At 74.7% G+C, this 20,106-nt stretch carries 16 protein-coding genes and 3 pseudogenes; 8 read left to right on the forward strand and 11 right to left on the reverse strand.

Features of this window, described 5'->3' with window-relative positions; all coding sequences use genetic code 11:
* On the reverse strand, positions 1 to 330 hold the full coding sequence (locus QSK52_RS22005; RefSeq protein ID WP_285737843.1) for a hypothetical protein: 330 nt from the start codon (positions 328 to 330) through the stop codon (positions 1 to 3).
* Between the two features lie 226 nt (positions 331 to 556).
* On the opposite strand from QSK52_RS22005, the gene QSK52_RS22010 reads away from it, so the two are divergent.
* The 3 genes from QSK52_RS22010 (at position 557) to QSK52_RS22020 (ending at position 3,284) form a co-directional block, all read left to right on the forward strand.
* Positions 557 to 1,426, forward strand: a complete 870-nt coding sequence (locus QSK52_RS22010; RefSeq protein ID WP_285737844.1) for a GntR family transcriptional regulator — start codon at positions 557 to 559, stop codon at positions 1,424 to 1,426.
* Positions 1,427 to 1,545: 119 nt separating this feature from the next.
* Positions 1,546 to 2,772, forward strand: a complete 1,227-nt coding sequence (locus QSK52_RS22015; protein WP_285737845.1) for a helix-turn-helix domain-containing protein — start codon at positions 1,546 to 1,548, stop codon at positions 2,770 to 2,772.
* A 173-nt stretch (positions 2,773 to 2,945) separates the two neighbouring features.
* Positions 2,946 to 3,284 (forward strand): hypothetical protein, encoded by a 339-nt coding sequence (locus tag QSK52_RS22020; RefSeq protein WP_285737846.1) that lies wholly within the window; start codon positions 2,946 to 2,948, stop codon positions 3,282 to 3,284.
* A gap of 1,834 nt (positions 3,285 to 5,118) precedes the next feature.
* Here QSK52_RS22020 and QSK52_RS22025 read toward each other — a convergent pair.
* The 6 genes and pseudogenes from QSK52_RS22025 to QSK52_RS22050 form a co-directional block, all read right to left on the reverse strand.
* Positions 5,119 to 5,749 (reverse strand): annotated as a pseudogene (locus QSK52_RS22025) (site-specific integrase); the annotation flags it as partial.
* Between the two features lie 306 nt (positions 5,750 to 6,055).
* A complete protein-coding gene (locus QSK52_RS22030; RefSeq protein WP_285737847.1) occupies positions 6,056 to 7,444 on the reverse strand; it encodes a uracil-xanthine permease family protein in 1,389 nt (462 codons plus the stop codon).
* An 86-nt stretch (positions 7,445 to 7,530) separates the two neighbouring features.
* Positions 7,531 to 8,204 (reverse strand): annotated as a pseudogene (locus QSK52_RS22035) (ThuA domain-containing protein).
* Between the two features lie 167 nt (positions 8,205 to 8,371).
* On the reverse strand, positions 8,372 to 9,481 hold the full coding sequence (locus QSK52_RS22040; protein ID WP_285737848.1) for a glycerate kinase: 1,110 nt from the start codon (positions 9,479 to 9,481) through the stop codon (positions 8,372 to 8,374).
* 272 nt (positions 9,482 to 9,753) lie between these two features.
* Positions 9,754 to 10,197 carry a hypothetical protein gene (locus QSK52_RS22045; protein WP_285737849.1) on the reverse strand — a complete coding sequence of 148 codons (444 nt, stop codon included), beginning with the start codon at positions 10,195 to 10,197 and terminating at the stop codon, positions 9,754 to 9,756.
* 1 nt (position 10,198) lies between these two features.
* On the reverse strand, positions 10,199 to 11,356 hold the full coding sequence (locus QSK52_RS22050; RefSeq protein ID WP_285737874.1) for a molybdopterin-dependent oxidoreductase: 1,158 nt from the start codon (positions 11,354 to 11,356) through the stop codon (positions 10,199 to 10,201).
* A 327-nt stretch (positions 11,357 to 11,683) separates the two neighbouring features.
* Between QSK52_RS22050 and QSK52_RS22055 the strand changes: the two genes are divergently transcribed.
* Genes QSK52_RS22055 through QSK52_RS22065 form a run of 3 tightly spaced genes read left to right on the forward strand, consistent with a single transcriptional unit; the run spans position 11,684 to position 14,458 of the window.
* A complete protein-coding gene (locus QSK52_RS22055) occupies positions 11,684 to 13,033 on the forward strand; it encodes a glycosyltransferase 87 family protein (RefSeq protein WP_285737850.1) in 1,350 nt (449 codons plus the stop codon).
* A 53-nt stretch (positions 13,034 to 13,086) separates the two neighbouring features.
* The gene (locus QSK52_RS22060; protein ID WP_285737851.1) at positions 13,087 to 13,827 is read left to right on the forward strand and encodes a molybdopterin-dependent oxidoreductase; all 741 of its coding nucleotides are present in this window, start codon (positions 13,087 to 13,089) and stop codon (positions 13,825 to 13,827) included.
* Positions 13,811 to 14,458: a cytochrome b/b6 domain-containing protein gene (locus QSK52_RS22065; RefSeq protein WP_285737852.1), complete on the forward strand. Its 648-nt coding sequence runs from the start codon at positions 13,811 to 13,813 to the stop codon at positions 14,456 to 14,458. Before QSK52_RS22060 ends, QSK52_RS22065 begins: the two co-directional genes overlap by 17 nt.
* A gap of 56 nt (positions 14,459 to 14,514) precedes the next feature.
* On the opposite strand, the gene QSK52_RS22070 is transcribed toward QSK52_RS22065, so the two are convergent.
* The 3 genes and pseudogenes from QSK52_RS22070 to QSK52_RS22080 all read right to left on the reverse strand — a co-directional run.
* Entirely contained in the window at positions 14,515 to 15,144 is a 630-nt protein-coding gene (locus QSK52_RS22070) for a methyltransferase domain-containing protein (protein ID WP_285737853.1), read from the reverse strand.
* A gap of 47 nt (positions 15,145 to 15,191) precedes the next feature.
* Positions 15,192 to 15,695 (reverse strand): TIGR04282 family arsenosugar biosynthesis glycosyltransferase, encoded by a 504-nt coding sequence (locus QSK52_RS22075; protein ID WP_435053323.1) that lies wholly within the window; start codon positions 15,693 to 15,695, stop codon positions 15,192 to 15,194.
* Positions 15,696 to 15,794: 99 nt separating this feature from the next.
* Positions 15,795 to 16,502, reverse strand: a pseudogene (locus tag QSK52_RS22080) (glycosyltransferase family 2 protein); the annotation flags it as partial.
* Positions 16,503 to 16,694: 192 nt separating this feature from the next.
* On the opposite strand from QSK52_RS22080, the gene QSK52_RS22085 reads away from it, so the two are divergent.
* Both QSK52_RS22085 and QSK52_RS22090 read left to right on the forward strand, forming a co-directional pair.
* Positions 16,695 to 17,516, forward strand: a complete 822-nt coding sequence (locus QSK52_RS22085; protein WP_285737854.1) for a response regulator transcription factor — start codon at positions 16,695 to 16,697, stop codon at positions 17,514 to 17,516.
* A complete protein-coding gene (locus QSK52_RS22090; protein WP_285737855.1) occupies positions 17,513 to 18,685 on the forward strand; it encodes a sensor histidine kinase in 1,173 nt (390 codons plus the stop codon). Before QSK52_RS22085 ends, QSK52_RS22090 begins: the two co-directional genes overlap by 4 nt.
* A gap of 312 nt (positions 18,686 to 18,997) precedes the next feature.
* On the opposite strand, the gene QSK52_RS22095 is transcribed toward QSK52_RS22090, so the two are convergent.
* Positions 18,998 to 20,053 (reverse strand): NAD-dependent epimerase/dehydratase family protein, encoded by a 1,056-nt coding sequence (locus QSK52_RS22095; RefSeq protein ID WP_285737856.1) that lies wholly within the window; start codon positions 20,051 to 20,053, stop codon positions 18,998 to 19,000.
* Positions 20,054 to 20,106: the final 53 nt, after the last annotated feature.

The following is a 20,106-nucleotide window of genomic DNA, read 5'->3' on the forward strand; positions in this document are numbered from 1 at the left end:
TCAGGCCGCCTTCGCGGTGATGGCGGAGGCGCGGAAGGCGATGCCGTGTCGGGCCTGGCCGTTGAAGTTGTTCTCCCACGGGGTGGCGACGAGCCGGGTGAAGGCGACGAGCGCGCCGGGCGTGGTGCCCTTGGCGAGGCCGGTCTCGGGAATGGTGACGGAGATCATCTCGGCGCGGCCGTCGAGGACGAACATCACGTCCGCGACGAGCAGCTTGGCGCCGGTCTCCTTGTCGACGGCGATCTCGCCGGTCTGGAAGTCCTTCACCTTGTCGCGGACGACGCCGAGCATCGCGGTCGCGCCGGTGGTGTCGACGGGGATGTTGCGCATGTGTTCCTCCGGGAACGGGTGGGGTTCGTGTGGCCGCTGGTGCGATCACGTGCCGGAACGTTAGCACACTCCATCCGACCCCATCCAAGTCCATCCCTATCCGAATGGTTTCCACCCCATCCATGGCTGACTACCCTGGTGACCGGCGGATGCGGTTGGCACCGTTCCGCCTTCAACCCGCACACCCGACAGAGGGGGACTGGTGTCCCAGCCCGATGGCCTTCGCTTGACCTTCGAGCGCATCGCCGACGACCTGAAGCAGCAGATCAGGGACAACGCCCTGCGGCCAGGACAGCTGCTGCCCTCGCAGAGCCAGCTCATGAAGACCTACAAGGCGTCGAGCCTGACCGTGCAGAAGGCCATGGCCCTGTTGCGGGAGGAGGGTTGGGCGGTCTCGAAGCCCGGCAAGGGCACCTTCGTCAGCCAGACCGTCGACCTAGAGCGCGCCTACCAGACGATCAGCGCAGACCTGGAGCGCCAGATCCGCGCCGGCGACCTCACCCCCGGGATCAAGCTGCCCTCGCGCGAAAGCCTCGCCGAGCAATACGGCGCTCCCGTCACGGCGGTCGACGCGGCCATCCGCAAGCTCCTCGACGAGCGGTGGCTCACCCGCGACGTGTCCGGCAGCGCGCCGGAGGTCTTCGTGCGGAGTGCGGACGACCCGACGATGGCATCGCGCCTCGCCTACGAGCAGCTGGCAAAGAAGATCGCAGACGGGACACTCCAGGAGGGGACCGAGCTCACCGATCAGCAGGTCGCCGACATGTTCGGCATCGACGAGCAGGCCGCCCACCACGCGCTCGTCCTCCTGCTGGTCGAGGGCGAGGGCACGCGCATCCGTCGCGGCGTCCCCACCGAGACGGGCGGCATGAGGGTCGTGGAGGCTGTTGCCGTCGGCCAGCTCACGGCGGTCCCGGGCGCGCTGGAGACCTACAGCGGCCCGTCTCCGGAGGAGCTGATGACGCGCCAGCGCATCCAGCACCTGGCCGACGTCCTGGAGGACGCGCTGGAGCAGATCGAGGAGATGCGCGAGCGCATCGAAGCCCTGGAGGCCGGCGCCAAGCCGAAGAGGACGACAACACGGAAGCCCGGCTGACCCCAGCGGTCCTGACGAGCGGGATCACCCGGTCGGTTATGGTCGTCCGCTGTTCACGCCGGGTCTTGGCGGGCGGCGTACCGTTGGTGAGGAACGAAGTCGCAGGTTCAGGGGTGGCCATGGCGGAGAGCATCGGGGACCGGATCGGGCGGTTGCGCCGACGTCGGGGCATGACGCAGGAGCAGCTCGCGGAGGCGTCCGGGGTGTCGGTGGCGACCATCCGGAAGCTGGAGCGCAACGACCGCGAGAGCGCCCGCATGGGCACGTTGCGCCAGCTCGCCCAGGCGTTGGGCGTGAAGACGACGGACCTCATGCAGACCGGTCCGATCGAGGCACCGGTCGCCCCGGAGGTCGACCCGGCCGGGATTCTGGCGATCCGTCGGGTGATCACACCCGCCCGGGGCCTGGGCCGGGTGACCCACGCTGATGACGCTCAAGACGCCCCGACCATCACCGGGGTACGCGCGTCGGTGCGCGAAGGTAACCGCCTCTACCAAGGCGATGACTACGCCGCGACGCTGGGAGCTCTGCCGAGCGTGTTGACCGAGGCTGCCCAGGTCGCCGAACTGGCAGAGGGTGAGGCCAGGTTGGCGGCGCTGGAAGTGCAGGCGCAGGCGTACCAGCTGGCTGGGTCCACGCTGATCCACCTTCGGCATGACGATCTCGCCTACCAGGCGCTGAGCCGGGCCATCGACCTGGCCGAGCGCAGCGGCAACCAGGTCCTCGGTGCGTCCGCGGTGGTCTCGCTGTGCTGGCTGCTGCTTCGGCAGCGCCGCTTCGACGAAGCCGAAGACGTGGCCGTCGCCACGGCGGACGCGATCGAGCCGTCCTTCCGGCACTCCACTGCCAGCCATCTCGGCACGTGGGGCTGGCTGCTGCTGCGGGGATCGGCAGCGGCCGTGCGCAACAACCGCACTCCGGAGGCGGACGAGATGCTTCGGCAGGCCAAGGCCGCCGCCGTCCTGGTCGGCCGGGACGTGATCGACTACCACGAGTACTGGACGACCTTCGGCCCCAACACGGTGGCCATGAAGGAGGTCGAGAACGCCATGGTCCTGCGCGAGTACGGCAAGGCCCTCCAGCTCTCCGGACAGGTCACCGCCCCCGCACGGTCCACCTCCAACAACCGCAACCGCCACCTGCTCGACCTCGCCGCCGCCCACACCGAACAGCGCGACTACGCGCCGGCCACCGACATCCTGATGGGCATCAAGCAGGCCGCCCCGGAGTGGCTGCGTTACCAGCGATACGCCCGGGACATCGCCACCACCCTCGTCACCCGACGCAAGCGCGGCCTGTCCCCACAACTCGTCGAACTCGCCGACTTCCTCGCCGTCGAACTCTGACCAGCCCGGCAGAGACACCATGTATCAGATCCACAGCGGGCGGCAGGCGAACTGACCCCGCACGTTCCTGGGCCACCCGGTGCAGACGCCCGACGATCTCAGTAACCGCACGAACGGCACGGACCGACACTGCCTCGGTCCTGCGCCGAGCCGAACTGAGATGGGACGAAGAGATGACCAAGCCCGCGAAGCCCACCGCCGTCGTCTACCTGTGCACCGCCAAGGACGAGCCCGTCGTCACCCGGCAGGCGATGTGCGAGCGGATCGCCCGCGAGTCGGGCCTGCACCTCGCGGGCGTAATCCACGACGACGAGGGCGCCACCGAACCCGACCAGCGCCGAGGACTAACCTACGCCCTGCAGATGCTCCTCGACGGCGACGCCGACACCATCATCGTCCCCACCGGCGAGATGCTCTCCGTCCTGCCTGACGAGAAGGCCCGTGTCAGCCGGTCCGTCAGGAAAGCCGGCGGCCGAATCATCGTGGCCAGCGAGGTGAGCACCCGTAGCTGAGCCCGGCTTCTTCGCCCTCGCGCAAGGCTGTCGCTTAGGGATACAGGGAGTGGGCCTCTCGGCCATCGGCTGTGCCACAGTCCAGCGCGGACATGGCCGGTCCAGTGAACAGCGGTGGCGGGCAGGCAGGTTCAGCAGTTCAGCAAGACGCGGCTCGGTGGTGGAGTACGTCGAAACTTTCGTTACGGGTTCAAGGCGGCCCGCTTGCGCGGGCCGCGCGCGCCCGCAGGCCGAGCCGCCCCGCGCTTCCTGTCTACGCCCCACCGCGCGACGGCCCGGCCCCCTGCGCGCGCAAAAGCGGAGAAAGGGCCAGGCAGGGCCCGGTGATGGCCTGGCAGCAGGCCAACGACGGGGCAGGCCAGGGAAGGCGGGATCGGCCAGCATCCGAGCCGCGTCTCCGGGCTGGCGCTGACCGGGAGGGCCGAGGCGCTCGCCGTGGGCAGGGTGGCCCAACACTGACGCACCATGGCGGGACTCGGTGCTCGGGCGCGGGCCGGGCGGCGAAGCGAGCTCTACCCACCTACCCGGGCCGGGGCCCGCGTCGGGCAAGGCCAGGGGGCCACTCGGCCAAATTGCGGGCAGGCCAAAGCCTGCCCGAGATCGCGGGCAAGCTTACGGCCCCCCTGACCATGCCCGACCCCAACCCGGGCAGGACGCCGGCCAAAGCCCGCTCCACCGCCCTCACTGCCACCCGCCACAACCCCCAGTGGTGTAGACCTCTGACGGCAACGCTGACGGCAACAGGGGCGGACAACAACGCACTTCCACGCACGTTGACGGACCGGTAGATTGCCGCTCACCTGCGAAAACGCAGCCAGAAGGGGTCGCCTATCACACGTACTATGTACTCGCTGGAGTACGCCGATTTTGGTTCATAATGGCGGCGAGGCGGGTCCGGGTCAGGTTTACGTATGGCGCGCTGTCACGGATCCTGAACTCGCGGACATCTCAAAAAACCGAACTTGGAAGAGCCTAAATAATGCCAAGTGGTTCTCTTTTATCGAGCGAGGTGCCGCCGAATATGCCCGAAGGGCTAACGCGGGCTACCCTGATGATGGGGCTTACACCATGATTCGCACTACGGTCAATATGGCGGATCTGCCAGAAGGTGCTCGCATGGAGTATACTGCCGATGTTATTGATGGCGGATTTACTCTCAGTGATGATCAATTGAAGATCCTGGGGAGGCCGGCAATCATGACCAGCATGAGCACTGGCGTAGGCTGCAAATGAGATATGTAATTGCAGCATCCACGGAGCGGATGGTCGAGGCATGCAGGAATGCCCTGGGTGGCAGGTCAGGGGTCGAGTTCCGGGTTGGCTCGGTACCTGAAACTGGGGTAGACTGTGATGCTGCGATTTTGAGCTTCCCGCTTGCCCATGAACGCTATTACGGAATGCCGCGAGTTGGTGTGGCGCAGGCTCTGGTGAATACGCGAGGCGATGGTGCGCCAAGCATAATCCTGGCAACCCCTCCCGCTCCTCCGCAGACCTTAGTGGGTAGTGGTAGCGATTCCGAGATTGAGAGGCACGTATTCCATGTCCTCGACTCGTGCGTGACTGAGTTTGCGAATGCCTTTCCTGGGCGCGAGGAAAGCTCGAAGATTCTTATACATCTAGAGGCGGCTGGAATTGATCGAGGGGACCTTGCCGCACCCGTCAAGGGGGTTTCGAAATTCCTTTCGCAGGCGCGGCCCGTTGTAGGTGAATAAAGCACCAGAGGCCCCACCGGAACCCTTCCGGTGGGGCCTCTGGGCTGTCTTGACGGCAACGGTTGACGGCAACGTCAGCGGACAGGGGCTGCGCAGAGCGGTGGTTCGTCGCCGTCGTCGGGTCAGGTGGTGGTCTCGTCGGGGTTGCGGAGGGCGTTGCCGAGGAGGTCGATGGCGTCGCGCTGGAGACGGAGCCGGACGTGGGCGTACACGGTGGCGGTCACGTCGATGTGGGCATGACCCAACAGCTCCTTGATGACGACGAGTTCGGCGCCCTGTTCCAGGAGAAGGGTCGCCGCCGAGTGCCGTAGGTCGTGGAAGCGGATATGGCGGAGGCGAGCGCGACGGAGGAGTGCGTTGAAGTGGCGGGTGAGGGTGGCGGGTTCGATGGGTGGCCGTTGGGCCGGGTGAAGAGGTAGCCGCTGTCCTTCCAACCCGCGCCGACCTTGTCCCTCTCCTGGGCCTGCTGCTTACGGTGGGTGCGGAATGAGGGCAGGCAGGGATCGGGAGGACGATGCGGCGTTCGGAGCTGACTATCTTGGTGGAGAGGGTTGTCAGGCCTCTGATACGTGTGCGCTGGGGGGTGCGGCGGATGCTGGCCGCGCTGGTGTCCAGGTTGAGGTCTTCCCAGCGCAGGCCGAGGAGTTCGCCCTTGCGCAGGCCGGTGCGGAGAGCGAGTTCGAACAGCGTGTGGAGGCGGTGGCTCTGGGCGGCAGTCAGGGGGATGCGGGCCTCGTCAGCGGACAGTGGGTCTCCTCCTCTCCTCGATCGTGCCCAGACCATCGGATCGGGATGGCTCAACCGCAACAGCCCCGATGACTGTGCCGAACTCGTCACTCGCATCCTGCGTGCGTTCACCAACCCTTCCCTCAAAGGAGCCACACGGCTTACAGATGCCTGTGGCCACCGAAGCGGTGGCCACAGGCATCGTCGAACAGCGGATCCCTTCGCCGCACCCGCACCGGAGAACTTGGCCTGGCCCGAACCGGCGTTGAGGATCGACCGCCGCTGACCGCACACTCATGTGCTCGGCGGACGCGGACGTTGGCCGGGCACGCGTCAGCCGCGGTCGTCGTCGTAGCTGCTGGTGCCCTCGTCCAGGAGGGGGCCGTCCGTGGCCGGGTGCTTGAGGTGGGTGGGGGCGAGGGCGCGCAGGCCGTGGTAGCCGAGCAGGGTGATCAGGGTGCCCAGGGCGATGCCGCCGAGTTCGAAGTTGTCGGTGAACTTCAGCGTGACGTTGCCGATGCCGACGATCACGCCCGCCGCGACCGGGACCAGGTGGAGCGGGTTGGTGAGGTCGACCCTGTTGTGGATCCAGATCTGCGCGCCCAGCAGGCCGATCATGCCGTACAGCACGACGGTGATCCCGCCCAGCACCCCGCCCGGGATCGCCGCGACCACCGCGCCGAACTTCGGGCACAGGCCGAACAGGATCGCGAAGGCGGCCGCGCACCAGTACGCCGCCGTCGAGTACACCCGGGTCGCCGCCATCACGCCGATGTTCTCCGCGTACGTGGTCGTCGCCGGACCGCCCACCGCGGTGGACAGCACGGTGGCCGCGCCGTCCGCCATGATCGCGGTGCCCATCCGGTCGTCCAGCGGGTCACCCGTCATCTCGGAGACCGCCTTCACGTGCCCGGCGTTCTCCGCGATCAGCGCCACCACCACCGGCAGCGCCACCAGGACCGCCGAGGCCGAGAAGCTCGGCGCGTGCAGCGAGGGCAGGCCGATCCAGTCCGCCTTGCCGACGCCCGACAGGTCCAGGCGCCAGTGCTCCGTCGGGGCGCCGCCGCCCACCGGGGAGTCGATCTTCCCGAAGAGGCGGTCGAACAGCCAGGACACGGCGTACCCGAACACCAGCCCCAGGAAGATCGCGATCCGCGACCAGAACCCCCGCAGCACCACCAGCGCCAGCGCCGTGAACGTCATCACCAGCAGCGCCGTCCACTGGTCCTGGGGCCAGTACGTCCCCGCCGCCACCGGCGCCAGGTTGAAGCCGATCAGCATCACCACCGCGCCCGTGACCACCGGCGGCAGCACCGCGTGGATCACCTTCGCCCCGAACCCCTGCACCACCGCCCCGCACGCCGCCAGCACCGCACCCACCACCAGCAGCGCACCCGTCAGCGTCGCCGCGTCCCCGCCCTGGGTCCTGATCACCGCCGCCACGCCGACGAACGACAGGCTGGAGCCCAGGTACGAGGGGATCCGCCCCTGCGTCACCAGCAGGAAGAACACCGTCGCCACGCCCGACACCATCACCGCGAGGTTCGGGTCCAGCCCCATCAGCACCGGCGCCACGAAGGTGGCCCCGAACATCGCCACCACGTGCTGCGCCCCGAGCCCGACCGTCCGCCCCCAGGACAGCCGCTCGTCCGGCCGCACCACCGCCCCGGGCCGCGGCGAGCGCCCGTCCCCGTGCAGCTTCCACCCGAACCCGACCTTCATCCCGCTGCTCCCTCTCCGACCTGCCCGAACACGTGTCGCGCCATGATCCCCCACCACCCGGGCGGCACCCCACCAGGGCGGGCGTGTCACCGGTCGGTTCGACCGGCGACCCAGGCCAGGGCGCCGGAGAGGTGGTGGAGGAAGTCCTGGTCCCGGTAGGCGCGTTCCTCGTGCCCGAGCGCGGTGACGAAGCAGCGGCCCGCCGCCACCCGGTGGCACCACACCAGCGGGTGGTCGGCGCCCATGGCGCCGCCCCGGTAGCCGCGCTCGTCGACGCCCGCGAGGACCCGCACCGAGGCGCGCGGGTTGACCGTGAAGTCGTACCACTCGTCGGTCCACTCCCACCGCTCCGGCAGGTGCGCGGTGGCGGGGTGGCGGCGGTCCTCCACCGTGACGGTCGCGGTCTGCACGTCGGGGTGCCCGGCGAACCGGGCCCCGCCCAGCAGTTCGGCGTAGAAGGGCCAGTCGGGTTCGGTCGCGCGGCGGAGTGCAGGGCGAGGAACCCGCCGCCGGTGCGCACGTGCTGCTCCAGGGCCCGGCGCCCGGCGTCGTCCAGCACCTCGCCGCTGGTGGAGGCGAACACGACGGCCGCGCAGCCCGCCCGGACGGTCCGCCCCAGTACGGCCGGGTCCTCGGTGTGCGTGACGGCGAGACCCTGGGCGGCCCCCAGGTCGTGGAGGGCGGCGACGGCGGCCGGGATCGAGGCGTGGCGGTAGTCGGTGGTGCGGGTGAAGACCGCCACCAGGGGAGGGGTGGGCACGGGGCTCCTCGGGGGAAGCGCCTCCCGCGGCCTTGCGTTCCGGTCCGTCGGACGGCGCAGGGCGAGGGGACGGCGTAGGGGCGAAGGGTCGGTGCAGGGCGAGGGGCGGCGCGTACGGGGGCGGCGCGTACGGGGGGCGATGCGTACGGGGGCGGGGCAGGCGGGTGTCAGGAACGCCGCGGGGCGTCGTGGTGCGCGGCCAGGACGGCTCCGGCCCGGTGCAGCCAGCGGGCCGGGTCCCGGCGGGCGGCCAGGGGCGAGCCGGCCAGGGCAGAGAGGGTCAGGACGCCGGGGGCCTCCGACACCCCGGCCACCACCGCGGAGGGCACGCCGGCCCCGTCCGCGATCCGGACGACCTCGCCGACCGCCTTGCCCTGCAGGCTGGTCGCGTCGAAGCTGCCCTCGCCGGTGACCACCAGGTCGGCCGCGGCCACCGCCGCGGGCAGGCCCAGCAGCCCGGCCACCGCCGCCGCACCGGGTTCGACCAGTGCGCCCCAGGCCGCGGCGAGACCGTAGCCGGTGCCGCCCGCGGCCCCCGCGCCCGGAGCCGCCGGGTCGCCGCCCAGCAGTTCGCTCCACCGCGCCAACCTCCGTTCCAGCAGCGCCACTTCGCGCTCGCCCGCGCCCTTCTGCGGTCCGTACACGGCCGCGGCGCCGCGGGCGCCGAGCAGCGGGTTGGTGACGTCGGTCAGCAGCACCACGCCGCCGGGCGGCGCCGGACGCAGGGCGGACAGGTCGACGGTGCGGGCCGCCGCCAGGGCGCGGTCGAGGTCGAAGTCCGCGGGCGCCGGGGGGAGTTGTTCGCCCGCGCCGTCGCGCAGGCGGGCGCCGAGCGCGGACAGCAGGCCGTGGCCGCCGTCGGTCGACGCGGAGCCGCCGAGGCCGAGCAGCAGCCGCCGCGCGCCCGCGTCCAGGGCCGCGGCGACGGTCTCGCCGGTGCCCCGGGTGGTGGCCGACAGCGGGAGCAACTCGCCCTCCAGCAGCGGGAGTCCGCTGGCGGTTGCGAGCTCCACCACCGCGGTGCCGTCCGGCAGCAGGGCGAACCGCCCCGGCACCGGCCGCCCGTCCGGCCCGGTCACGCCCGGCACGTCGAACAGCCGGGCGCCCGGGCTCGCCGAGACGACCGCCGCGAGCGTGCCCTCGCCGCCGTCCGCCATCGGCAGGCACCGCACCTCGTCCGCCGCGCGCACCGACCGCCAGCCCGCGGCCAGCGCGTCGGCGGCCGCCGCGGCGTCGATCGTCCCCTTGAACGCATCGGGGGCCACCACTACCCGCATCAATCCGTCTCCCTCCGGCTCGCTCCCACCATGCCAGTGCCGTCCCCCCGCCCGGAGCCCCGCCCCGCCCGCTCCGCCCGCTCCGCCCGGAGCTGCGCAGGACCGCCGAGCGGGTGAGGGCGGTGTTGCGTGGCCCGGGGGCGTGCAACGGCGGGGCGGAGACCGGTCGGACGATCGGTTCCGGTGCGGGCGTGGGTGCTGCCGCAGCGGCGGCGGTCGGTAGCGGAGTTACGGGGGCTGGACCTGTCGGCGGGGGAGGTGCGACCAAGCGGTCAGCGGCCCGCCCGGCCTGTCCGGCCCGCCCGGCCCGCCCGGCGCGTTCGGCGCGCCCTCCGGGCGCCCCGCCGGGCCGCGGCGGTGAGCGCCGCCGCGGCGGCGCTCACCGCCAGGAACAGCAGCCAGTTGCGCAGGTAGGGCAGCGGCAGCAGGGTCGGGTTGCCGTGGTCGTCCCCCGCCCGTAGCACCGCCGGGACGGCCACCGCGCTCACGGCCGCCGCGACCACCAGCCAGCCGCGCAGCACCGGCCGCCCCGTCGCGGCCGCACCGAGCGCGCACACCAGCGGCAGCCACAGCCCGTCGTGCAGCGCCACCAGGCCGACCGCCCACAGCAGCACGCCGAGCGGGCCGGTCACGTACGGATCGGTCAGCAGGCCCACCAGGCCGCAGGCGAGCAGGGCGAGACCGCCGAGCAGCAGGGCGGCGCGCACGGCCCGCACCTCAGGCCACCTCGATCCGGGCGACCCACTTGGTCTGCAGCACCCCGGGCCGGTTCGGCGCCACGATCCGGGCCGGGAAGCCGTGGTCGGGCGTCAGCGGGCGGCCGTCCAGCGCGAGGGCGAGCAGGGTGAGCGGATCGTCGGCGTACGCGGCGGGCATCTCGGTGACCCGGTACGGGCCCGCGGCCTCCAGGGAGGTGATCCGGACCGTCGAACCGGCCGGGATCCCGGCCCGGCGCAGCAGGTCGGCCAGGCGCACGCCCGTCCAGCGGGCGTCCGCGCTCCAGCCCTCGACGCAGGCGATCGGCAGGTCGGCGGTGGTCTGCGGCAGGGCCCGCAGGTCGGTGAGGCCGATCCGGTAGCCGGCCGGGCCGTCGACGGCCAGCTGCCAGTCGGCGGGGACGGCGGTGGTCCCGGCCTGCGCGGCGGTGCGGTTGACCGGGAGCCCGCCGGTACCGGGGCGGCGCGGGGCGAACAGGTCGAGGCCGCGCAGCCAGGGCACCGACTGGCCCGCGGTGGTGAGGGTGACCGCGCCGACGGCGGCGGCCGTCGCCGTGAGCACGGCCCGCCGCGCGGCGAGCGGGGCGGTCGGCGGGGCGGGCAGTGATGCGGGCAGTGATGCGGCGGGCAGCGGGGCGGCAGCGGCGCGGCGCCAGTGCGCGGCGATCACCGGCGCCTTGACGGCGAGGTGGACCAGCAGCGCGCCGACGGCCGTCCAGGCGGTCCAGTAGTGGGTCTGCCGGAACGGGAACGGCCATGGGTACCACTGCAGGGTGTTCAGCAGCCCGGTGAACAGCTCCAGCAGCACCGCCGCGACCAGCAGCGCGATCGACAGCCGCTCCAGCAGGTGCAGCACGCTGCGCGCGGGCGGCCACGCGAACAGCCGCGGGTACACCGTCCACAGCTTCGCGCCCGCCAGCGGGACCGCGGCCAGGCCCGCCACCACGTGCAGGCCCTGGGTGACCCGGTAGCCGTCCACCGGACGGGACGGCAGCCGGTGCACCAGCCACCCGGGCGGGTCCTGCAGCAGGTGGCTGACCAGACCGGTGGCGAAGCACAGCAGGAGCGCCGCGCCCAGCCACCGGCCGAGCACCACCGCGGTGCGCGGCTCGTGCGCGGGGGAGCGGAACGCGCCCGGGCGCAGCGGGCCGCGCCGCAGTACGGCGGGCGGGGCGGACGGGGCGGGCAGCGGCGGGTCGAAGCGCCGCCGGGCGGGGGAGGGGTCGGAGTCCACGGAGCCATCGAAGCGCGCCCGGCGCCCGCGGCGGCGCTGCGACGTGCTTACGGAATCCGAACGGCGCCGGGCCGGGCCAGGGCCGCCCGTGCGGAATCCGAACGGCGCCGGGCCGGGGCCGCCCGCGGGAGCCGGGCCGGAGACAGTGCTCACGGGACCCGGACGGCGCCGGGCCCGAGGCAGTGCTTACGGAACCCGGACGGCACGGCCCGCCACCGCCGCACGGGCGCCCCGCGGTGCGAGGGTGGGCCGGTGACCGCACGCCCCGTCCTGTCCTGCGCCCTGGCCGTCACCGCCCTGGCCGGCTGCCTCGCGCTGACCCTCACCACCGGCGGCACCCTCGGCAACCGCCCGCCGCTGTACGGCTGGTACGCCGCCGACGCCGTCCTGTTCGCGCTGTCCCTGCTCGCGCTGCGCCGGGTGCCGCAGCGGCAGGTGGCGCGGCTGGTGCTGGCCGGGGGCGTGCTGGTGGCCGCGGTCGGGCTGCTGGCCCCGCCCCGGACCAGCGACGACGCCTACCGCTACGGCTGGGACGGGAAGGTGCAGGCGACGGGGGGCTCCCCGTACGCGCGCACCCCCGAGGACCCGGCGCTGGCCCGGCTGCGCGACCCGGGCCGGTTCCCGGTCGGCGACGGCTGCGCGGCGTGGGACGAACGGCGCACCGCCGACGGGGCCTGCACCCGGATCAACCGGCCCGCCGTGCACACGATCTACCCGCCGCTGGCGGAGGCCTGGTTCCTGGCCCAGCGCCCGTTCGGCGACGGCGTGCGGGTCGCCCAGGCGGCCGGGGCGGTGCTGGCGGTGGCGACCACCGGCGGGCTGCTGGCGGTGACGGGCGGACGGCGGCGGGCCGCGTTGTGGGCCTGGTGCCCGGGCGTCGCGGTGTGGGCGGTCAACGACGCGCACGTCGACGCCCTGGGCGCTCTGCTGACGGTGCTCGGCCTGGGGTGGGCGGCCCGCGGCCGCTGCGCGGCGGGCGGCGCCGCGCTGGGCGCGGCGACGGCGGTGAAGCTGCTGCCCGCGCTGGCCCTGCCGGGCGCGCTGTCGGGGGTGCTGTCCCGCCGCCCGCGCCGCGCCGACCTGGTGGTGCCCGCCACCGCCGCCGGGGTGTTCGTCCTGTCCTACCTGCCGTACCTGGCGGCGTCCGGGGCCGGTGTCCTGGGCTACCTGCCCGGCTACCTGCGCGAGGAGGGCTACCAGCAGGGGCACCTGGAGCGGTTCGGGCTGCTGCGCCTGCTGCTGCCCGACCGGTTCGCGCCGTGGGCCGGGGCCGCGGTGCTCGCCGCCCTGGTGTGGCGGGTGCTGCGGCACGGCGACCCGGCGCGGCCCTGGCGGGGCGCGCTGACGGTGACCGGCGGGGCGCTGCTGCTGGCGGCTCCCGCCTACCCCTGGTACGGGCTGCTGGTGGTGGCGCTGGCGGCGCTGGACGGCCGCTGGGAGTGGCTGGCGGTGCCCGCCGCCGGCCAGCTGCTGTACCTGGCGGGCGGCAGCAGGGTGCAGCAACTCGCCTACGGGACAGCCCTGTTGGTGGTCGTGGTGGTATCCGTCCGGCGGGCCGGGCGGTGGCCGCGGCCGGTCGGCGCACAGATGACGGAAGTCTGACGGCGCGCCCGCGCCCCTGGGCAACGCCGCCCCCCGCCTGGTCCAATCACCCCGTGGACGACGACAGGGACGAGAACGGTGCCGACGGCGACGAGGAAGGGACGCGCGGCGCCCCGGTGGGCCGCCGGGTGGTGCTCGGGCTGCTCGGCCTCGGCGCCGCCGGGGTCGCGGCGGGCCCGTGGCTGCAGCGGGCCCAGGACGCGGTGGTGCGCAACGACCCGACGGGGCTGAGCCAGGCGCTGCCCGGCGGGGGCGGGTTCCGGTACTACTCGGTGACCGCCTCGGTGCCCGAACGCGGTGAGGCGGACTACACCCTCACCGTCGACGGCCTGGTGGAGCGGCCCACCACCCTGCGGCTGGCCGACCTGCGGGCCCTGCCGCAGCGCCGCCTCGTCCACGACGTGCAGTGCGTCACCGGCTGGCGGGTGCCCGCCACCCCCTTCGAGGGCGTCCCGCTGTCCGCGCTGCTGGACGCCGCCGGGGTCCGGCCGCAGGGGCGGGCGGTGAGCTTCGGCTGCTTCGACGGCGCCTACACCGAGAGCCTGACGCTGGAACAGGCCCGCCGCGACGACGTCCTGGTGGCGCTGCGGATGCAGGACGCCCCGATCGGGCACGCCCACGGCGGCCCGGTGCGCCTGTACGTCGCCCCGATGTACTTCTACAAGTCCGCCAAGTGGCTCTCCACGATCACCGTCACCGACACCGTCCGCCCCGGTTACTGGGAACGGCTCGGCTACGACGTGGACGCCTGGGTCGGCCGGTCGAACGGACGCGACGATGACCCCACCGCCTGACCGCCGCCCCCGCTTCGCCCCCGCCCAGCGCCGGGCCCACCGCGCGACCGCCGCGCTGATGCTCATCTGCCTGGCCACCGCCGCCTGCCTCTACCTGCCGCCGCTGGCCCAACTCGTCGGCCGCCGACGCCTGGTGGCCACCGTGCACGAGTGGAGCGGCCTGCTGCTGCCCGTCCCGCTGCTGCTCGCCCTGGCCACCCGGGCGATGCGCCGCGACGCCGTCCGCCTCGGCCGGTTCACCGCCGCCGACCGCACCTGGCTGCGCACCGTGCGCCGCCGCCGGGCCGGGCCGCGCCCGGCCGGGAAGTTCAACGCCGGGCAGAAGCTGTACGCGCAGTGGACGCTCGGCACCATGCTGGTGATGCTCGGCACCGGCCTGCTGATGTGGTGCACCGGCCTGGCGCCCGCGGTGTGGCGCACCGGCGCGACCTTCGTGCACGACTGGTTCGCGTTCGCGGTCGCCGCGGTGGTGCTCGGCCACCTGCGGATGGCGTACCTGGACCCGGAGGCCCGGCGCGGCATGCGCACCGGCACCGTCGACCGCGCCTGGGCCGAACGCGAGCACCCGCAGTGGGCGGAGCAGGACCGGCCCGCCGTCCGGGACGGGGCCGACCTGACACCGGGGAGGTGACCGGCCCGCCACCAGGAAGCGGGCCGCCCCCCGTCAGGAACGGGACCGGCCCGCCGTCAGGTTCGTTCCAGCGCCAGGAACGAGCGGCCGTGCGAGACCCAGCGCTCGGCCTGCTCCAGGCCGACGGCCCGGGCGTGCCGCAGCGTCGCGGCGGGCCCGCAGCGCGCCCAGCGGAACGGCGGCCCGGCGCCGTCCGGGCCCTCCACCCGGACGTCCGCCACCTCGTCCACCTCCGGCACCGCGGTCTCCACCAGCAGCAGGCCGCCCGGGGCCAGCAGCGCACCCGCCCGGGCCAGCAGGGCGGCCGGGTCGCCGCCGATGCCGAGGTTGCCGTCGGCCAGCAGCACCCCGCCCCAGCGGCCCTCGGCGGGCAGCCGGTCGAACACCGAGCGGCGCAGCACGAGACCACCCAGGTGGGCGGTGTGCTCCACCGACGCCGCGCAGACGTCCACCCCGAGCGCGGGCACGCCCGCCCCCAGCAGCGCCGCCACCAGCCGCCCGGGGCCGCACCCCAGGTCCAGCACCGGTGCGGACAGGCCCAGGCAGCGCAGCACCAGCCCGTGGTCCGCCCCGGCGGCCGGGGCGCACCAGCGCTCCACCTCCAGCACCAGCCGCGAACCGTCCGGCCGCCGCAGCCACAGCGGCCCCCGCCCGGCCCGCACCGCCCGTCCGAACGGGTCGTCCACCCAGGGCTCGGTGGCCCGAGGGGCGGAGGGCTCCGTGCGGAGGGCGTTCACTCGGCCGCGGGCTGCGCGGTGCGCAGCCGTCCGTGCCGGGCGGCGAAGAGCGTGCCGGGCGCCAGCGCGGCGACCCGGGCGGCGTCGTCCGGGCCGTCCACGTCCAGCAGCGTCGGCAGTTCGCGGACCACCAGGCCGTGCGCGGCCAGCCGCTCCCGGACGCGGCGGCCGGTCTCGGCGGTCGACATCGGCACGTCGTGCAGCAGCCGGGCGGCGAGGCCCCCGTCCGGGCGGGCCAGGCCCAGGGCCCAGAAACCGCCGTCCTCGGCCGGGCCGAACCAGGCGTCGGCACCCGGGCGCCCGGCCGCGGACAGCGGCGCGGCGAGGGCGGCCGGGTCGAGCTGCGGGGTGTCCGAGCCGACCAGCAGCGCGGGGGCGTCCGGGGCGAGCCGGGCGGCGTGCGCGAACGCGGCGGCGATCCGGCGGTCCAGGCCGCCCCCGCACTGCGGCACCACCTCCCAGCCCGGCGGCAGCCAACGGCCCGGGGCGCCGTCCAGCACCAGCAGGCGCCGACCGGCCGGGACGAGGGCGAGCGCGGCCAGCGTGTCGGCCAGGGCGGCCTCGGCCAGGTCGGCGGCCTGCTCGGGGGTGAACGCCGGGGTCAGCCGGGTCTTCGACCGCCCGGGCGCCGGGGCCTTGGTGATCAGCAGCAGGGTCGGCGGCGGGGCCGCGAGCACCGCGCGCATGTCGCGCACCGCCTGCCGGGTGCCGCGCACCGTCCCGGTCACCTTCGAACGGCCCGCCCGCGGCCGGTAGTCGACCGGCACCTCGGCGATCCGCATCCCCGCCGCCGACGCCGAGAGCACCGCCTCCAGCGGGTAGCCCGAGCGCCGGTCGCCCAGCCCGAGGGCCAGCAGCCGCTCCCGGCGCGCCGCCCGCATCGGCCCCAGGTCGTGCAGGTCGGCGCCCGTCACCGCGCGCAGCCGCCGGGCCAGCACCAGGTTCGCCAGCCGGGCGTGCGGCGGCCAGGCCCCGAACGAGGTCGGCCGCCGCCGCCCCAGCACCAGGTCGGCCGTCCCCGCCGCCACCGGACCGACCACCCGCGGCAGTTGCGCCGGGTCCAGCGACCCGTCGCAGTCCAGGAAGCACACGAACTCGGCGTCGGCCGCCAGCAGCCCGGCGTGGCAGGCCGCGCCGAACCCGCGGCGCGGCTCCGCCACCACCGTCGCGCCCAGGTCGGCCGCGATCCGCGCCGAACCGTCCCGCGAACCGTTGTCGACCACGATCGCCCGCCAGCCGGCCGGCACCCGGCCCAGCACCCAGGGCAGCGCCCGCGCCTCGTCCAGGCAGGGCAGCACCACGTCCACCGAGGACGGGAGAAGAGGAGGAGTCACGACCGCCACGCTAACCACGCCCGCCCCCGCCGCGACCGAGCCGCGCCCTTACGGAAGTCGTACGGCGCAGCCGCCCGGACGGCGGACCTTACGGAACCCGAACGGAACCCGGACGCCGGTCCGGTGCGGCCCCGCGGGCGGCCCCGCGCTCGTATCCTCGGGCGGGTGAACCGCAGCCCCGCCCCCGCCGAGCCGCCGGAACCCGCGCGCATCCTGGTCGTCGACGACGACCCGACCGTCGGCGAGGTCGTGGCCGGCTACCTCACCCGGGCCGGCCACCTGGTCGAACGCGCCGAGGACGGGCCGCGCGGACTCGCCCTGGCCGAACGCCACCGTCCCGACCTGCTCGTCCTCGACCTGATGCTGCCCGGCCTCGACGGCCTCGAAGTGCTGCGCCGCCTGCGCGCCCGCCCCGACCGCGCGGACCTGCCGGTGGTGCTGCTCACCGCCAGGGGCGACGAGGCCGACCGCGTCCTCGGCCTCGAACTCGGCGCGGACGACTACGTCACCAAGCCGTTCAGCCCGCGCGAACTCGTGCTGCGCGTCCAGTCGATCCTGCGCCGCGCCCGCACCGCCGCCTCGGCCGCCACCTCCGCCGCCCCGGCGCAACCGCTGCGCTCCGGCGACCTGGCGCTCGACCCGCGGGCCCGCCGCGCCCACCGGGCCGGTCGCGAACTCCCGCTCACCAGCCGGGAGTTCGACCTGCTCGCGTTCCTGCTCCGGCACCCCGGGACGGTGTTCTCCCGGCAGGAGCTGATGCAGCGGGTGTGGGGCTGGGACTTCGGCGACCTGTCGACCGTCACCGTCCACGTCCGCCGCCTGCGCGAGAAGATCGAGGACGACCCCGGCGCGCCCGAACTGATCAGCACCGTCTGGGGCGTCGGCTACCGCTACGACCCGGCGGGCCCGGCGGGCCAGGCAGGCCAGGCAGGCCAGGCGTCGGGCGGTGCGGGACGGGACGACGCCGGACGGGACGGTGCGCGGTGAAGGACCTGCTGCTGATCGCCCTGTTCGCCGCACTCGGCGCCGCCGCCGCCGGACTGCTCGGCCTGGCCGCGCTGCGGCTGCTGCGCCGCCGCTCGCTGGCGCTCACCCTGTTCGCCGTCGCCGTGGTCAGCGTCCTCGCCGTCACCTCCGGGACGTTCGCGGTGGCCCGGGCGATGTTCCTCTCCCCGCACGACCTCGGCGTGGTCGTCACCGTCCTGGCGATGGCCTCGGTGGTCGCGCTGCTCACCGCCGCGCTGCTGGGCCGCCAGGTCACCGCGGGCGGCCGGGCCCTGGCGGTGGCCGCCCGCACCGTCGGCGGCGACGCCGGGTTCACCCCGCCGGACCGGCCGCTCGGCCGGGAACTGGCCGCGGTCAGCGCCGAACTCGCCGCCACCAGTGCCCGGTTGGCCGAGTCCCGGGACCGCGAGCGGGCACTGGACGCCTCTCGGCGCGAACTCATCGCCTGGATCTCGCACGACCTGCGCACCCCGCTGGCCGGACTGCGCGCGATGGCCGAGGCGCTGGAGGACGGCGTCGCCGAGCAGCCCGAGCGCTACCTCGCCCGGATCCGCACCGAGGTGGAACGGCTCACCGGCATGGTCGACGACCTGTTCGAACTCTCCCGGATCCAGGCGGGTGCGCTCTCGCTCAGCCTCTCCCGGGTCTCCCTGCACGACCTGGTCGACGACGCGCTCGCCGGGGCCCACCCGCTGGCGCGGCAGCGCGGCGTACGCCTGGAGGGCCGCCGCGTCGAGCCCGCGCCGGTCGAGGCCGACCCCCGGGAGATCACCCGGGTGATCGGCAACCTGCTGGTCAACGCGATCCGCGCCACCCCGCCGGACGGCGTGGTCGCCGTCTCCACCCACCGGGAGGACGGCGCCGTCGTGCTCGCCGTCACCGACGGCTGCGGCGGCATCCCCGAACCCGACCTCCCCCGGGTCTTCGAGACCGGCTGGCGCGGCACCCCCGCCCGCACCCCCCGTCCGACCGGCCCCACCGACCCCGGCCCCACCGATCCCGGCGCCCCCGCCACGGCCGACAGCGGCGCCGGCCTCGGCCTCGCCATCGTCCGCGGCATCGTCGAGGCCCACGCCGGCCGGGCCCGGGTCCGCAACGTCGACGGCGGCTGCTGCTTCGAGATCACCCTCCCGACGGCCCGCCGAGCCTGACGACGCGCACCACCGGGCGGCGGGGCGGAGAAGAACGGAACCGGCCGGGGCCACCGACCCGGGACGACGGCACCGCGACGCCCGGCCGACGGCCCTCCGGTGCGGTCGGCCTGCCGGGGCCGACGCGGCGCCGGGCACCGGGCGGCGGGGCGGATGGTGGGTGCCACCGGCCGGGGTCGGCGGTGCTGTCCGGGCGGCGGGGCGGGCGTCCGGTGCGGACGGTCCTCCCGGTGCCGTCGGGGCCGTGCCCGGTGTCCGCGGATCGGCCCGGTCGGTGCGTCGCCCCGTCGTCGGCAGCTCCGGTCGGGGCCGTCAGGTGCGTTGCGGGGCGAGGGCGAACTCGGCCGTTCCGGCGGCGAATTCGACCCGGGGGCGCCAGCCCAGTTCCGCGCGCAGCCGGCTCGAATCGGCGGTCACGTGGCGGACGTCGCCGAGCCGGTACTCGCCCGTCACGACCGGGGCCGGGCCGCCGTGCGCCGCCGCCAGCGCCCGGGCCAGGTCGCCCACCGTGCGGACCTCCCCGCTGCCCACGTTGTACGCCCGGGCGCTGCCCGCCGGGTGGTCGGGGAGGGCCGCCAGGGCCGCCGCGTTGGCGGTGGCCACGTCCGTGACGTGCACGAAGTCGCGGCGCTGGCCGCCGTCCTCGAAGACCCGCGGGGCCTCGCCGCGGGCCAGGGCCGAGCGGAACAGCGCGGCCACCCCGGCGTACGGGGTGTCCCGGGGCATGCCCGGGCCGTACACGTTGTGGTAACGGAGCGTCAGGACCCGGCCCCCGCAGGCCCGGGCCCAGGCGGAGGCGAGGTGTTCCTGGGCGAGCTTGGTGGCCGCGTACACGTTGCGCGGGTCGGCCGGGGCGTCCTCCGCGACCAGTCCGGGCAGCAGGGGTTCGCCGCACCGCGGGCAGGGCGGCTCGAAGCGGCCCGCGTCCAGGTCCGCGGCCCGGCGCGGGCCGGGGGACACCGGGCCGTGCGTCCCGCAGCGGTAGGCGCCCTCGCCGTAGACCACCATCGACCCGGCCAGCACCAGCTGCCGCACCCCGCGCCGGGCCATCGCCGACAGCAGCACCGCCGTGCCCAGGTCGTTGCACCCGGCGTACGCGGGGGCGTCGTCCAGGTCCACGCCCAGGCCGACCATCGCCGCCTGGTGGCAGACCGCCGTCACCCCGTCCAGGGCGTCCTCCACCGCGGTCGCGTCCCGCACGTCGGCGTGCCGGAACTCCGCGCCCGCCGGGACCGCCGACGGCAGCCCCGACGGGTGCACCGCCGGGAGCAGCGCGTCCAGCACCCGCACCTCGTGGCCGCCCGCGAGCAGCTCTCCCACCACCGCGGAGCCGATGAAACCGGCCCCGCCCGTCACCAGGATCCTCATGCCGGCCGACGCTACCCACGCCCGGCCCGGAAGCGGTGCAGCCGCTCGGCGGC

The sequence above is a fragment of the Kitasatospora phosalacinea genome, from assembly GCF_030268885.1.
GTDB lineage: Bacteria > Actinomycetota > Actinomycetes > Streptomycetales > Streptomycetaceae > Kitasatospora > Kitasatospora phosalacinea_C.

Coding starts and splice junctions, on each gene's coding strand:
- QSK52_RS22005 (WP_285737843.1), bottom strand. CDS start 330: ATGCGCAACATCCCCGTCGACACCACCGGCGCGACCGCGATGCTCGGC.
- QSK52_RS22015 (WP_285737845.1), top strand. CDS start 1,546: ATGGCGGAGAGCATCGGGGACCGGATCGGGCGGTTGCGCCGACGTCGG.
- QSK52_RS22020 (WP_285737846.1), top strand. CDS start 2,946: ATGACCAAGCCCGCGAAGCCCACCGCCGTCGTCTACCTGTGCACCGCC.
- QSK52_RS22030 (WP_285737847.1), bottom strand. CDS start 7,444: ATGAAGGTCGGGTTCGGGTGGAAGCTGCACGGGGACGGGCGCTCGCCG.
- QSK52_RS22040 (WP_285737848.1), bottom strand. CDS start 9,481: ATGCGGGTAGTGGTGGCCCCCGATGCGTTCAAGGGGACGATCGACGCC.
- QSK52_RS22065 (WP_285737852.1), top strand. CDS start 13,811: ATGACCCCACCGCCTGACCGCCGCCCCCGCTTCGCCCCCGCCCAGCGC.
- QSK52_RS22095 (WP_285737856.1), bottom strand. CDS start 20,053: ATGAGGATCCTGGTGACGGGCGGGGCCGGTTTCATCGGCTCCGCGGTG.